Annotated in this window: 15 protein-coding genes; 7 read left to right on the forward strand and 8 right to left on the reverse strand. The window is 70.8% G+C overall.

All coding sequences use genetic code 11. The features are described from left to right. Nucleotides 1-21: 21 nt before the first annotated feature. Nucleotides 22-282, reverse strand: a complete 261-nt coding sequence (locus tag ELR47_RS12790) for a type II toxin-antitoxin system RelE family toxin (protein WP_130650251.1) — start codon at nucleotides 280-282, stop codon at nucleotides 22-24. Beyond that, nucleotides 282-563 carry a type II toxin-antitoxin system Phd/YefM family antitoxin gene (locus tag ELR47_RS12795; protein WP_130650252.1) on the reverse strand — a complete coding sequence of 94 codons (282 nt, stop codon included), beginning with the start codon at nucleotides 561-563 and terminating at the stop codon, nucleotides 282-284. The genes ELR47_RS12790 and ELR47_RS12795 overlap by 1 nt, the downstream gene beginning before the upstream one ends. 122 nt (nucleotides 564-685) lie before the next feature. Here ELR47_RS12795 and ELR47_RS12800 point away from each other — a divergent pair, with 122 nt between their 5' ends. Then, the gene (locus ELR47_RS12800) at nucleotides 686-1,591 is read left to right on the forward strand and encodes a tyrosine-type recombinase/integrase (RefSeq protein ID WP_130650253.1); all 906 of its coding nucleotides are present in this window, start codon (nucleotides 686-688) and stop codon (nucleotides 1,589-1,591) included. Between the two features lie 103 nt (nucleotides 1,592-1,694). On the opposite strand, the gene ELR47_RS12805 is transcribed toward ELR47_RS12800, so the two are convergent. Then, a complete protein-coding gene (locus ELR47_RS12805; RefSeq protein ID WP_130650254.1) occupies nucleotides 1,695-2,039 on the reverse strand; it encodes a hypothetical protein in 345 nt (114 codons plus the stop codon). 262 nt (nucleotides 2,040-2,301) lie between these two features. Then, nucleotides 2,302-2,841, reverse strand: a complete 540-nt coding sequence (locus ELR47_RS12810) for a hypothetical protein (protein ID WP_130650255.1) — start codon at nucleotides 2,839-2,841, stop codon at nucleotides 2,302-2,304. 920 nt (nucleotides 2,842-3,761) lie between these two features. On the opposite strand from ELR47_RS12810, the gene ELR47_RS12815 reads away from it, so the two are divergent. Together ELR47_RS12815 and ELR47_RS18410 are read left to right on the forward strand one after the other, a co-directional pair. After that, the gene (locus tag ELR47_RS12815) at nucleotides 3,762-4,253 is read left to right on the forward strand and encodes a hypothetical protein (protein WP_130650256.1); all 492 of its coding nucleotides are present in this window, start codon (nucleotides 3,762-3,764) and stop codon (nucleotides 4,251-4,253) included. A 261-nt stretch (nucleotides 4,254-4,514) separates the two neighbouring features. Beyond that, nucleotides 4,515-4,664 (forward strand): hypothetical protein, encoded by a 150-nt coding sequence (locus ELR47_RS18410; protein ID WP_165404060.1) that lies wholly within the window; start codon nucleotides 4,515-4,517, stop codon nucleotides 4,662-4,664. A gap of 31 nt (nucleotides 4,665-4,695) precedes the next feature. Here the strand turns inward: ELR47_RS18410 and ELR47_RS12820 are convergent, their stop codons facing one another. Next, nucleotides 4,696-5,103, reverse strand: coding sequence for a helix-turn-helix domain-containing protein (locus ELR47_RS12820; RefSeq protein ID WP_165404061.1), 408 nt, complete (start codon nucleotides 5,101-5,103; stop codon nucleotides 4,696-4,698). Beyond that, on the reverse strand, nucleotides 5,100-5,312 hold the full coding sequence (locus ELR47_RS12825) for a type II toxin-antitoxin system HicA family toxin (protein WP_130650258.1): 213 nt from the start codon (nucleotides 5,310-5,312) through the stop codon (nucleotides 5,100-5,102). The genes ELR47_RS12820 and ELR47_RS12825 overlap by 4 nt, the downstream gene beginning before the upstream one ends. 773 nt (nucleotides 5,313-6,085) lie before the next feature. Between ELR47_RS12825 and ELR47_RS12830 the strand changes: the two genes are divergently transcribed. The 4 genes from ELR47_RS12830 (at nucleotide 6,086) to ELR47_RS12845 (ending at nucleotide 9,749) form a co-directional block, all read left to right on the forward strand. Beyond that, the gene (locus tag ELR47_RS12830) at nucleotides 6,086-6,661 is read left to right on the forward strand and encodes a hypothetical protein (RefSeq protein WP_130650259.1); all 576 of its coding nucleotides are present in this window, start codon (nucleotides 6,086-6,088) and stop codon (nucleotides 6,659-6,661) included. A gap of 40 nt (nucleotides 6,662-6,701) precedes the next feature. After that, nucleotides 6,702-7,256, forward strand: coding sequence for a metal-dependent hydrolase (locus ELR47_RS12835; RefSeq protein WP_130650260.1), 555 nt, complete (start codon nucleotides 6,702-6,704; stop codon nucleotides 7,254-7,256). A 906-nt stretch (nucleotides 7,257-8,162) separates the two neighbouring features. Next, on the forward strand, nucleotides 8,163-8,720 hold the full coding sequence (locus ELR47_RS19375; RefSeq protein ID WP_165404062.1) for an HNH endonuclease: 558 nt from the start codon (nucleotides 8,163-8,165) through the stop codon (nucleotides 8,718-8,720). A 228-nt stretch (nucleotides 8,721-8,948) separates the two neighbouring features. After that, on the forward strand, nucleotides 8,949-9,749 hold the full coding sequence (locus ELR47_RS12845; protein WP_130650261.1) for a GerMN domain-containing protein: 801 nt from the start codon (nucleotides 8,949-8,951) through the stop codon (nucleotides 9,747-9,749). A gap of 3 nt (nucleotides 9,750-9,752) precedes the next feature. On the opposite strand, the gene ELR47_RS12850 is transcribed toward ELR47_RS12845, so the two are convergent. After that, on the reverse strand, nucleotides 9,753-11,114 hold the full coding sequence (locus ELR47_RS12850) for a glucose-6-phosphate dehydrogenase (RefSeq protein WP_130650262.1): 1,362 nt from the start codon (nucleotides 11,112-11,114) through the stop codon (nucleotides 9,753-9,755). Then, nucleotides 11,111-12,970: a glycoside hydrolase family 15 protein gene (locus ELR47_RS12855; RefSeq protein WP_130650263.1), complete on the reverse strand. Its 1,860-nt coding sequence runs from the start codon at nucleotides 12,968-12,970 to the stop codon at nucleotides 11,111-11,113. Before ELR47_RS12855 ends, ELR47_RS12850 begins: the two co-directional genes overlap by 4 nt. Between the last annotated feature and the right edge of the window lie 148 nt (nucleotides 12,971-13,118).

Genomic DNA, 13,118 nt, shown 5'->3' on the forward strand with positions numbered 1-13,118 from the left:
GCGAGTAGTCCCCAGCGGGGGCTATCGCGGGTCTGCCTCGTAGGCGTTGCCGCGGTGCCGGATGGCGACCACGCGCACGGTGCGGTCGTCTCGGATCTCGTAGATGATGCGGTAGACGCCGACCCGGTAGGACCGAAGCCCGGTGAGCCGTCCGCGTAGCTCGTGGCCGATGTGCGGATCGCGTTCGAGCTCACCGAGCGCATCCAGAACCGCGTCAGCGCGCAGGTAGTCGAGCGCGGCCAAGGCCTCCCGCGCGATGCGGGTGAGGAAGACCCGTGCCACTACGAGCGGTCACGGGCGGCGTGCTCGGCACGGACCTCGTCCAGCGAGACAACCTCGCCGGCCGCCAGGTCGTCGAGACCGCGGCGGATCGCGTCGAGCGTGGGCTCGTCGGAGAGGATCTCGGCCGTCTCCTCCAGTGCTTCGTACTCGTCGACCGGGACCAGCACCGCTGCGGGTCGGCCACGTCGTGTGACGGTGACGTGCTCACGACGGTCAGCCACCTCGTCGAGCAGCTCGGCGAGGTGGGTGCGGAACTCACGGACAGGCACGGTCTTCGGCATGCCCGAAGCGTACCTCACTGTGTACACGAAAGCGGGAGCTGTTGGGGCTCGCCAACAGCGGCTGTGAGGTCTTGGGTCGTGACGGGCCGTGTGACGTGCGTGCCGCGGCCCGGAGCCCCGACGTGACCGATGTCACCGTGACCGTCCTCGACCCCTCCGCCGAGATCCGTCTGCACCGTCTGACCGGCGCGTTCCTCGCCGGCTACCGAAACGCCAACACCCGCAGCTCCTACCTGCAGCAGCTACACCGCTGGTTCGCCTGGTGCACCGCCCACCAGCTCGACCCGCTTCAGGTCGAACGCACCCACGTCGAGCTGTACCTGCGCTGGTTCGAACAGCAAGTCGCATCGATCAACACCGTCTGCCACGGCATCTCGGTCCTGGCGTCGTTCTACCGCTGGCTCGTCCAGACCGGCCAACTTGACACCACCCCCATCGCCGCGGTCCGCCGCCCCTCGCGTGACGAGACCCCGCGGCAGACCCGGCTGACCCGCCACGAGCTCGCGGACTGGCTCAACACCGCCGAGCAGACCGGCGGAGCCATCTACGCGATGGCATGCCTGCTGCTACTCAACGGCCTGCGAGTCTCGGAGGTCTGCGGCATCGACATCGACGACCTCGCCGAGGAACGCTGGCACCACACCGTGACCATCCACGGCAAAGGCGACAAGGACGCCACCATCCCCCTCGCCCCACGCACCCGCGCCGCGGTCGAACAAGCCGTCGACGACCGCGACCACGGACCGCTCCTGCGCAACCAGTGGGGCAACCGCATGTCACGCAACAACGCCGCCGCCGCCGTCGCGCGCCTCGCCCGCGAATCGGGCATCTCTCGGCGGATGACCCCTCACACGCTGCGGCACGCCGCGATCACCGCCGCCCTCAACGCCGGAGCCCACTTGCGTGACGTGCAGGACTTCGCCCGCCACGCCGACCCCAAGACCACCATGCGCTACGACCGCAACCGCCACAGCCTCGACCGCCACGCCACCTACGCCATCGCCCAGTACATCGCCGGATCCGAGTAGAGATCCGGGCGTTGTGCTCTGCTGATCGATTACCGCCGGTCTCGGTCTTGTCGGCGCAGGCGGTGATGACGAAAGCGTCGACCGGATTGATCCGGGAGAGAGGTCATAACCTCTGATCTTGGGTCCCGGGGTTCTGCTCGGTCGAGGACGACCCTTCTCGGACGGCTCCGCGAATCCGGCGGCGAAATGGGCCCTGGCGTGCGAAGATCAGATAGGCGATCGCGCCGACGGGTATACCACCCCGCGCACCTTGTTCGAGGTGGGCCACCCCGACGACCAGGCCGAGAATCGCCAGTTGCCAGACGAGCTTTCCGGCGGTCGGGTAACCGGTATGGCGCCACAGATGCAAGGTTGCAGCGACCGTAGCGCCAGCAAGCATCATGCCGAGGGGCAGGATCAGCGCTGGCGGCATGCGCATGGTCGTCTCGTACACGAACACGTAGAACATCAATCATCTTTCCGGCGCACGTCGCGCAGAGACAGGCCAGTATGGCCGGCCCTCAGCGGCCTGGCTGGCCGTCACCGCACATGTGCGGCCTGACACAGGACCAGCGAGAGGCGTTGCGAGCCAAGCGTCCACTTTCTGATACGAGTCAGAAGCCCGGGCACCGCTCGCGATCTGACCCGACAACGGTGATGTAGCGGTTGCGGTGGCGTGCGGAAGGGCCGTCGCCGGTGGCCCTCGCGCGCTCCTCGCCGCTGGGAGGTGGCTAACGCCCGACGTTGCCGGGACCCGGGAGCCATCGCCAGGGAGGGAGCCGGAGCAGTCCGCGCAGGACGCGGTCCAGTTGCAGCATCCAGCCGGGGAGTTCGCCCTTCACGGCGGGGTTACGGCGCTTGAGTTCTGTGACCAACTGCGGGAAGCCCTCCTGCATGCCGAACACCAGCACGCGGCCCCGGCGGTGCCGGATGACGTTGGACAGCAGCAGCAGGGTGGACCGCACGGCGAGAACGTCCTCGAGCGGGATCTCGCCGCGTCGAAGTGCGCAGTGCCAGACCAGGGTGTCGTCTGCCCGGAGCTCGACACGGAGCGCGAGCCGGAACCCCCACCAGTAGAGGACCCAGGCCCCGGCCGCGACGAAGAGGATGGAGTCACTGGTCGGGACGGGTTCGAGGAAGGTGATGACGCCGAGAAGCTCCGCGAGCGTCACGAGCCAGCTGGCCGTGAGGCCCAGCGCCGTGAAGCGCACCGTCCACAGGATCAGCCGATCGCCGACGACGACGGGTGATGCTTCAGGCCGCTGGTCCACGGCAACTCCTTCTCGGGCCGACAGGGTGCGGATGCAGCTACCGCTCGCCGTCGCGAATCGTTCCGGAGCCAGCAGCCGGTGCACCCGTCGGCCAGGACGAGCACCACACAACGGGAAGTCGCGCCACGGCACGGCGCAGGCCCGCAGGCCCGTGTCACGGTAGGTCGCTGCCGACCCGGAGAGTCACGAGCCCGTGCCTGTTCAACTGCGACCACGGCACCGATGTTCGGGCCACAGGAGATCCAGTCCCACGAGCGCGAAACCGCCGCCGGCGGGTGGTCGACTTACGGGCGTTGTGACCTGCCTGTTGCTCTTCAATGGCGCATGCGGCAGGGCCGGAGCACCGACTCGTTGCCCTACCCATGGCGAGCCCTCGGCATCATTCATGGGCAGCCCGCCTGGCCGAGTCGGCACCCGGAGATGCGCGCTGCGAGGACGGTGGAGCAGCGGCCGGCGATTGCGTCCCGCGACGTACTCAGTACGACCGACCGAGTCCACCGTTCATGCTGGAGCGGCGCCGGTCGAGCATCATGCTCGACGGTACGGGTGTCCCCAGGGCCGCCAGCAGCGCTCGGTTCCGAGTTGCGCTGCAGACAAGCGGCGCACGCGCCGACGGTTCGGGCATGGGACCAGCAACGCGAGGGCCGCGAAGCGGGGCCGGTCCCGCGCTGGCGATGGTGACCGAGTCTCGCTGATTTCCTCTCCCTTCACGAGCGTCGGGGACCGTGTGTACAGACAGAACTGGATCAGCGGGCGCTGGGGACTGGGACTCAGCCTGGCGATGATCGTCGCCGCAGCGGCCGCGTTCGGCTTGGGCAACGCTGCCTGGGCCAGTGTCGTGGTCCTCGCACCACTCATGGCACCGAGACTGGTGTCCGACACCTGGCGTGTCTCGGCCCGCGTGGCGCTGTCTGCAGAACGTGCCTGCCTCGATCCTCCTGCTCTGCCTGATCGTCGACATCGTGGCGTCCGGCTCCCTGCAGGATCCGGCCAGCACGGTCGCCTTCGCCTTCGTGGCGGCGACCGGGCTCGCGCATGCGGCCTTGTCTTCCAGACGGCCCGATCGGACTGCCTTGGACGGCGCCGCCGTCGCGCTGGTGGCCTGGATCGCTGCCCTCGTCGTCAGTGGGTGGATCGGCCGGCTCGATCTGCACGGAACGAACCCGGCCTTCATCGTCGTGGCCCTGAGCTGGATCGGGTTCGACGTCATCACCACCCTGGTGCGAGACGAGCGGCAGAACACCCCTTTCTGGCCGCTGATCATCGCCGCTGCCCTGGTCACGGTCGAAGCGGTCGCGTCTCCCAATGCAGGCTTCACGGGTGCCGCCGTGGCCGCCACCGCACTGGTGTCGCTTCCGCTCGGCTGGCGGGTCAAGCGCGTCGCCCGACGCGAAGAGGCGGCCGATGCCTGAACGGTCGGGAACCGCCGTCCGCGCCAGTCAACCACCTGCCACACGCTCCGCCAACGCACCAACCGGACCATGCTCGTCACCGCTCCGCCTGCCGCGGGAGACGGTTCCCGAGCCGCCTGAACGCTCCCGTCGAGTGACTCAACGGGCGTGTTCTACAGGTGTCCGCTGCTCACACCGGGCGAGCCTCGTCCGCGAAGGTGGACTCGCGGGCGTACGCCGACCTGCACCCCATCAGCTCGAACGGTGCGGGGCAGCCACAGGGTGATCGACACCGTGACCGTGACCTACCGCACGCTCGGCCTCACCCGACGGACCGAGATCCCCCTGCCGTGGACGTTCGGGTGGACCGACGAACCGCAGAACTGGCCGCAGATCTCCCGCCGCGACGAACTCGCCGACGACACCCGCTGACGCGTCCCGCAAGCGGTGAAGAACACCGGCGTTAGGCGGAGTTGACCAGGTGGGCCTGCCTTTCGATCTGGGAGACCCGCGACGGCGTCACGCCCAAGAGTTGCGCGACATCGCGCACGGTCAGCCCTGCCGCCCGGAGTTCGGCGACCGCTGCAGGTGTCCGGCGGCGCGCTTGGACGCTGAGCTCGGTCAAGGCACGACGGAGCTCGAGGGCCTCGAGCGTGTCGTCGGACACGTCGACGTGACGGAGGTCGGGCAGGATGGCGAGCTCGAACGCATCGCCGTCGACGTCGAGGACCAGCGCGATCGCCTCGCGGATAGCGGCGTCCGCCTGGTCGAGGCGGCGCGACTGGGAGGCGACCTCGCGTCCCTGGACATCAGACGCCACGAGCGACCACCAGTCGCCGTCACGGGTGGCGGTGACGCGGTAGGTATTCACGTCCACCACTCCTCTCCGAGCTTGATTGCCGCCTGCCGCATGATCGATCGCGCGGTGCCTTCTGCGATCTCACGGTGGTTCGGGATCGGGATGCGCAGGCCGTCGAGTGAGAAGACCTCGTGACCTCCGGCGTTGCGCAACGACGCGAACTCCAGACCCGCTTCGTTGGCGGCATCGCGGAGCTGTCGGAGGAGGTCACGTCGCTTCATGAGCGTAAGTGTAGAAGCTGAACGCCGTCAAGTGCAGGCGCTAATCTTACCTGTGCGTAACCGCCGCAACGGCCTGGTGGATCCGGGCGTTGTAGCCATGAGCGCTTCCGTCGGCACAGGTGGCTTGTATCGTCATGGAACTACCCGTACGGGGATGGCGTCCTACGGGCACAGGTCAGCGAGTCGGGGGTTCTGGATGAGGCGAGGGGTCAGTGTGCGGCTCTGCATCGGTTTCGCTGCCGTATCTACACGCTGCCCTTCGCCGAGAGACGACCATCGCCCGCCGAACTGCCGGGCCAGTCCATCACCGCTGACTGCCGAGATCCGGTGGAACGTGACCTCAGCGGAAGGCTGAGACGGTCGGGCGGTGAAGCAAAGCCGGCCGTCCACGTCCGCGCCGCGGCAGGGCCGAGGGGACGCCCCCACGGGGAACTCCGACCACCGGGCCCAACGCCCGCTACGTGCCCTCCCGGTAGTCCTGCTCAGCGGCCTTCCCGGTGCGAAGAACCGCACGATCCCGAGTGTCATCAGGATCAGCGCGGCGATGTTGAGCACCAACGACAGCATCCGGGCTTCGACCAGGTACGACACGACGAGAAGGCCGGAACCCGCTCCGCCCACAAGCAACGCGCGTAGCAGCGCCCGGTTCCCGTAGGGCCCCATCCGCGCCCTCCTGGTGTCGCCGCAGACGACGACAACTCGTCGGACGGCGCGGGTCCGAGGGACCGTTCGCACGCCTGGCCGCCTGGTGTCGGCAGCGTAGCCTGCTCGCCATGGCGCAGACTCCTCGCGACTTCGAAGCCCTCGACGGCATCCGGCAGCACCAGGTCGCCGACGCACTCATGCATGGCCGAGCGGTCGAGGATCCCGAGCTGGCCGCCATCACCGTCGCCCGGGCCCGAGTGATGCGCCGGACCATCATGGGATTCGCCGCCGGGCTCGCGGTGACGGCCCTCGTGAGCGGCCTCGCGGTGCGCCAGTTCGGCGACCGGGACCAGTGGGCGGGCTTCGTCGCCGTCGGGACCGTCTTCGGGATCCTGCTCGGCATCTTCCTCCTGCACATGTACGCCGGGGCGGTACGAGCGGAGAAGGAGTCGAACGCCTTGCTGGGGGTGGGGCAGGGTGCTGGACCGCCGAGCGCCGCAGAGCGTCTGGGCGCTGCGGGACTCGCCCTGTTCACCGGGCTCATGACCTCGAACGCGCTCGGCATGGTGGTGTTCGTCGCTGCGCGCGTCACCGGTCGGGAGATCGAGCAGGTGTCGTCGCTCTGGAACATCCCTCCTGCGCTGGCCGGACTGGCGGTCGCCGGGGTCTGCTACCGCGCCATCCTCAGCCGCACCGACGGCTGAGCGGCTTCGCTTCGCGCCGCTGCCACCACGGATGGCCCACATGCCCTCGACACCGTTCCACCTGCCGCCCAGCCTCGTGGTCGCCTGGCCGGCGCGCCACCACCTCGACGTGCCGGCCTTCCTGCTCGCGAACTTCGCGGTCGACGTCGAACCCGTCGTGGTGCTGGTCGCCGGACTGGACCGGCCGCCGCACGGGCTCAGCCACACGCTGCTGGGCGCGGCGCTGCTCGGCGCGGTGACCGGTTGGCTGCTGTGGCTCGCCTCCGGACGACTCGGTCGGCTCCTCGGCGGAAGCTACGACCTGACCCGCAGGAGCGCGGTGAGCTCCGGGGTCGCCGGTGCGCTGCTGCACGTGCTCATCGATGCACTCATGCACGCGGACCAGCAGCCGTTCCTGCCCGTGGAGGGCAACCCCCTGCTGCTTTCCGGCTCCGGCCCGGTACTGCACCTGGTCGGTGCCGTCGCGTTCGTCGCGGCCGTCGTGCTCGTCGTACGCGACCGCGCATGGCGCACGGTGCCCGAACGGCTCACCGTCGTGCTGCTCGCCGTGTCGTTGCTGGGGATGGCCGGCGCCGCCGCCCTCGGCCTGGTCTGAGCGCCCGGTCCGAGCGCCGGTCCGAGCGCCGTCCGTCGGCGGCGCCCATCCACGCGCACGGGGTCATTATCGTCGAGGTCGAGGCCGAGTGGCGAGGGGTCGGACGTGGACGGCATCGACGAGGAGCGCTGGGACCACGGCGAGCTGGCGCAGGTGTGGCGGGCCGTCCCGGCACCGTGCGGGCCCCTGGCCGACGCCCGGGCGCTCCTGGTCGACCGCTCGTGTGCTCTCGAGTTGCCGCGTTGGGTCGTCGCGACCGACGACGTCCGCCTCGGCGCGGATGGACCCGCGGTGCTGACCATCACCGACGGCCAGAGGCTCGACGATCTGCGCGGACCCGACGACTGGGCGTTGCTCACCACCTACGGCGAGACATCGAAGCCCAGTGGCGGACACTGCTGTCGAGCGAGATGCCGACCGCGCCGGTGTTGGCACGGCGGCTGCTCGTGCCGGGGATGCGCCACGGAGACCTCGCCGACGAGGGCTACCGCCGTTGGCTCGTCTCGCTCGAGAGCAGCGCGCTCCGGCTCGCCACGGCCACCGGCCCGCTGCACGACCTCGTCGAGCAGTGGTGGGGCCGGCCCTCGCCGACGGCCGCCGCGACGAGGGACGCGGTGACGAGGGACGCGGTACGACTCGACCGCGAGCAGGCGCTCGTGCGTCGTTCTCGTCCGGGGTGCCCTCGTCGCCGCCCTTCGTCGCCGCGCTCTTCGTCAACGAGCCGACCGCCTCCCCGCGACCCTCCTCCCAGGTGTTCGGCCACGGTCGGGCGTCGGAGGACGAGGCGCTCGCCATCCTCGCGCGCGACGACGGGCAGCACGACGACGGGCAGCACGACGACGGGCAGGCGGACCCGTCGACGTCGGCCGTCGTCGACGCACCCTGCACGCGACGTTCCGGCGCAGCGTGCTGCTCCGCGATGCCGGTCGCTGCCGCTTCCCCGGCTGTGTCAGCCGACGCAACCTCCACGTCCACCACGTGTTGCACTGGGCCGACGGCGGTCCGACCGAGCGCGCCAACCTCGTCACCCTGTGCGCCTTCCACCACCGGCACCTGCACCGGCTCCACGACCGGGGACGGCCGCTCCGCATCACGGTCGACCCGACCGGCTCGCACACGTTCCGCACCGTCGACGGCCACCACCTCCCGCATGCCGGTCCGACCGCCCCCACCACGGAGGCGCTCGGGCAGGTCATCGCCTCGCGGCCGATCAGCGGACGCACCCGCGAGGGCCCGGAGGTGGCGGCGATGTCAGCGACGGATTGGACGGCGACGATCGGAGGACGAACGTCGACGGCGACGCGTATCCACGGGACGACGACGGTTTCGGCCGGTCACCGCGCCGACGTCCTCTGGAGCCGCTCCAGTGGGACGGCCCGGGCACTACGACCTCGACCTCGCCGTCGCCGTGCTGCAGCAACACCTCGACACGTCGTGCCCGCCGGCCTGCTCCTCACCGCCTGAGCGGCGACGACCGCTGACGCCCGGCTGACGGCCATCCGGGTCGTACGCGTCGCGCTGCACCTGGGCGACCGGCAAGCGACGCGGGCGGTCGAGCCGGTGCTCGACGCGGCGTTCGACGGGCTCGGGTCCGCCACGTCCGCGCCCTCAACGGGTGGCACCGCGTGGACGCAGGGAGCACCGCCGGCCGGCCGGCCGTGCGCGCACCCGGCGCGGGTCGACGCACGACCCTTGACTGCACGTGACCGTCCGGAGAAGGCCTTCATGCGCTCCCTGCAACGTCGCACCCGTTTCCGTTCCGTCGTCGCCGTCCTCGGCGCGGCGGGTCTGGTGATCACTGGCTGCGAGCGAGGCGACGGTGGTGATGGCGCCGACGGGGCCACCCCCGAGGACACCGAGCCGATCGGCGAGGACCTCGACGCCGGCGGACCCGGCGACGGCGACGCGGACGATGGCGTCGACCCGAGCGACGCCGACGGCGACCCGAGCGCGGACGACGGCGACCCGGGAGGCCCGTCCGACACCGACGACACCGACCGCGACCCCGTCGGGGAGAACGCGGACGACGGCACCGACGACACCGACCGCGACCCGGTCGGGGGCGACGACGACGCGGCAGAGCGGGTCGTCGAGGTGTTCTTCACCGACGACGAGCGTGGTGACCTCTCCGACGTCTTCCCGGTGCAGCGAACCGTCACCGGCCCCGACGTCCTGCACGGGGCGCTCGAGGAGCTGCTCGCCGGGCCGAGCTCCGAGGAGGAGGCGGAGGGCTACGCAGGCTGGTTCTCCGAGGAGACCACCGGCATGCTGAACTCGGCCGCGATCGACGACGGCACCGCCACGGTCGACTTCGACGCCGAACTGCGCGAGGCGATCCCCAACGCCTCCACGTCGACCGGGTCACAGATCCTGCTGGCCCAGCTCGACGCGACCGTCACCCAGTTCCCCACCGTCGACGACGCCGTCTACTCGCTCGACGGCGACGTCGACGCCTTCTACACCTGGCTGCAGCTGGTCCCGCCGGAGCGCTGAGCGTCAGGACCAGCCGTCGGGCCCGTCGCTGCCGGCCGGATACGTGTCCATCGGCACCTCGCCCCGCTCCCACGCCTGCAGCACCGGCTCCACGATCCGCCAGGCCAACTCGGCCTCGTCGTCGCGGATCGACAGCGTCGGGTCCCCGGCAAGCGCCGAGCGCAGCACCCGGCCGTACGCCGGCACCTCGGGCGCGGGCAGTTCCTGGTCGAGATCGACGACCTCGAGCTCCTGTTCGGTGCCGCCACCGAAGACGTTGACGTGGACGTGCAGGTGCTCGGGCTCGAGCTCGATGCGGATCTCGTTGGGCGCCGCGTCGGAGGCGAACGGCGAGTGCGGCACCGGTCGCAGCCGGACGACGACCTCCTGCCGATCGGCGCCGAGCGCCTTGCCCGCGCGCAACCGGAACGGCACGCCGGCCCAGCGCCAGCTGTCGATCGCCAGGGTCAGCTCGGCGAGCGTCTCGGTGTCGAGCTCGGGGTCGACGCCTTCCTCCTCGACGTAGGCGGGCACGGACTCGCCGTCGAGCTCACCGGCCTCGTAGCGGGCCCGGCGGCTGTGCTCGACCGCCTCCTCGGGCGACAGGACCCGGACCTCGCGCAACACCTGGACCTTGCGGCCACGCAGCTCCTCGGCCTCCAGCGACGCGGGAGCGTCCATCGCCACCAGCGCGAGCACCTGCAGCAGGTGGTTCTGCAGCATGTCCTTCAGCGCGCCGGTGCCGTCGTAGTACCCGGCGCGGCCCTCGAGGGTCAGGGTCTCGTCCCAGACGATGTCGACCCGCTCGACGTGGTGGGCGTTCCACACGGGCTCGAGCAGGCGGTTGGCGAAGCGCAGGGCCAACAGGTTCTGCACCGTCTGCATGCCGAGGAAGTGGTCGACCCGGTGGATCGACTCCTCGGGGAAGGTCGCGTGCAGGACCCGGTTGAGCTCCTGCGCCGCCGCCAGATCCTCCCCGAACGGCTTCTCGACCACGATGCGGCTGCCGTCGGGCAGACCGACCTCGTCGAGTGCCTGCACCGTCGGTGCGAAGATCGTCGGCGGCAGCGCGAGATACACCGCCACCGGCTCGCCGTGGTCGACCAGGCCGCGCAGCTCGTCGACCTCGGTGGTGTCGGCGCGATGGAAGCTCGCCACCTCGAGCAGCGAGCGGACCGCGACGTCGTCGGCGTCGGGTGCGTGCTCCGCGAGCTCCTCCAGCAGGTGGTCGCGGAAGGCCTCGTCGTCCCAGTCCTGCCGGGCCACGCCGACGAGCGTGAACCCCTCGGGCAGCTCGTCCTCCTCGACCAGCTCCACGATCGCCGGGATGACGTAGCGGCCCACGACGTCGCTGTTGGCGCCGCAGATGATCAGGTGTCGGATCACGCTGGTTCCTGTCGTCGTCGGGCGAGCTCCACGCTGCTGGCGATGACGCCGACGTGGCTGAACGCCTGCGGAAAGTTGCCGAGGAAGGCCCCGGTGGCCGGGTCGATCTGCTCGGGCAGCAGCCCGAGCGGGTTGGCGCGGGCACACAACGAGTCGTACAGCGCCTCGGCTTCGTCGAGCCGTCCCTGACCGGCCAGGTTGTCGACCAGCCAGAAGCTGCACAGAAGGAAGGCGCCCTCCTCCCCCTCCAGCCCATCGGGCGAGAGCTCGGGCAGGTAGCGGAACAGCAGCCCGTCGCCGGCGCCGAGCTCCCGCACCACCGCTTCGGTGGTCGCGACCATCCGCGGGTGGTCGGCGGGCACGACCCGCCGCAGCGGCAGGGCCAGCAGACTCGCGTCGAGGTGACCACCGCCGAGATGCTCGGTCAACGTCTGGCGTTCGTCGTCCCAGGCACGCTCGAGGATCTCGTCCCGGATGCGCTCGGCCGTCGTCCGCCACCCGTCGACGTCGCCGCCGTGACCGTTGTCCTCGGCCAGCCGGACGCCACGGTCGAGCGCGACGTGACACAGCGCGGCGGAATAGGTGAACACCCGACCCGGGGTGCGGACCTCCCAGATGCCGTGGTCGGGGGTGTCCCACTCCTCGGCGGCGTGCTCGACGAAGCCGCGCAGACGTTCCCACAGGTGCTCGTCGAGGTGTCCGTCCCCGTCGACCCACTGGTAGGCGCAGTCGAGCACCTCGCCGAACACGTCGTGCTGGTGCTGCTCGGCCGCGGCGTTGCCCCACCGCACCGGTGCGGATCCTCGGTAGCCCTCGAGTTCGTCGTCGAGTTCCTCGGGCACCGGCTGCCGGCCGTCGATGTCATACATCACCCGGGGACGATCCTCGGGCTCGACCCGGTCGAGGACCCAGCCGAGGAACGCCGACGCCTCCGCCCGCATGCCGACCCGTCGCAGGGCGTAGACCGAGAACGCGGCGTCGCGGATCCAGGCGTAGCGGTAGTCCCAGTTGCGCTCCCCCGCGATCGTCTCCGGCAGCGACGCGGTCGGGGCCGCCACCATCGCGCCGTTGGCGAAGTGGTCGAGCATCTTGAGCGTCAGCGCCGAGCGGCGCACCAGGGCGGTCTGCGGCCCGTCGTGGCGGAAGCAACCGATCCAGCGCCGCCACGCCTCGACGGTCTGCTCGACCGCCTCGGCCGGACGCACCGGATGGAACCGGTGGGCGCTGTCGCGCCAACCCAGCGACAGGGCCAGCGTGTCGCCCTCCTCGAGGTCGATGCCCGCCGTCAGGCCGACGCCGTCGCCACCGTCGTCGTCGGGCACGTCGAGTTCACGGTCGGCGAAGAGCTGCAGGTCGACGCTGCCCGGGCCGCTGCAACGCACGTACCACCCGCCGCTGCGCCGTTGCACCTCACCGGCGGAGCGCGGGGCGAGTACGACGTCGAGCCGGACCCGGCCCTCGGTCACGCGCACGAGCCGGACGAGCTCCTGGCGGTCGCACGCCACGCCCTCGGCGAGGTCGGCCCCGCCCTGCAACGTCAGCGCGTCGGTTATCTCGACCGTGCCGTCGGCGGCGCGCAGCTCGGTGACGAGCACGCCGGTGTCCTCGACGTAGCGCTGCCGGCCGGCCTCGAGCCCCTCGGGCTGGACGGTGAAGTGGCCCCCGCGTTCCCGGTCCAGCAGCGCCGCGAACGTCGCCGGGCTGTCGAACCGGGGCAGACACGCCCACGGGATGGACCCGTCGCGGGCGACCAGCGCGGTGGTCACGCCGTCCCCGATCAGCCCGTGATCCTCGATCGGCAGGTAGCCGTCGACGGGTTCGAACGGCGCGAACGGCGGGTTCGGGTCGAGCGGCACGGCGGATCTCCTCGTCGGATGCCGAGGTACCAGCCGGTCCCGGCCGCCACCGGTCACCTGCACCGCCCGCCGACCGGGGGCCGCGCCGGGGCCGGTTCGGTGAGCGGCGGGTCGGGGGCCGGGGTGGGGATCTGCCCACCCGGATGCA

Source organism: Egicoccus halophilus (genome assembly GCF_004300825.1).
Classification (GTDB): domain Bacteria; phylum Actinomycetota; class Nitriliruptoria; order Nitriliruptorales; family Nitriliruptoraceae; genus Egicoccus; species Egicoccus halophilus.

Coding starts and splice junctions, on each gene's coding strand:
- ELR47_RS12795 (WP_130650252.1), bottom strand. CDS start 563: ATGCCGAAGACCGTGCCTGTCCGTGAGTTCCGCACCCACCTCGCCGAG.
- ELR47_RS12805 (WP_130650254.1), bottom strand. CDS start 2,039: ATGTTCTACGTGTTCGTGTACGAGACGACCATGCGCATGCCGCCAGCG.
- ELR47_RS12825 (WP_130650258.1), bottom strand. CDS start 5,312: ATGAAGCGACGTGACCTCCTCCGACAGCTCCGCGATGCCGCCAACGAA.
- ELR47_RS12830 (WP_130650259.1), top strand. CDS start 6,086: ATGGCGCAGACTCCTCGCGACTTCGAAGCCCTCGACGGCATCCGGCAG.
- ELR47_RS12835 (WP_130650260.1), top strand. CDS start 6,702: ATGCCCTCGACACCGTTCCACCTGCCGCCCAGCCTCGTGGTCGCCTGG.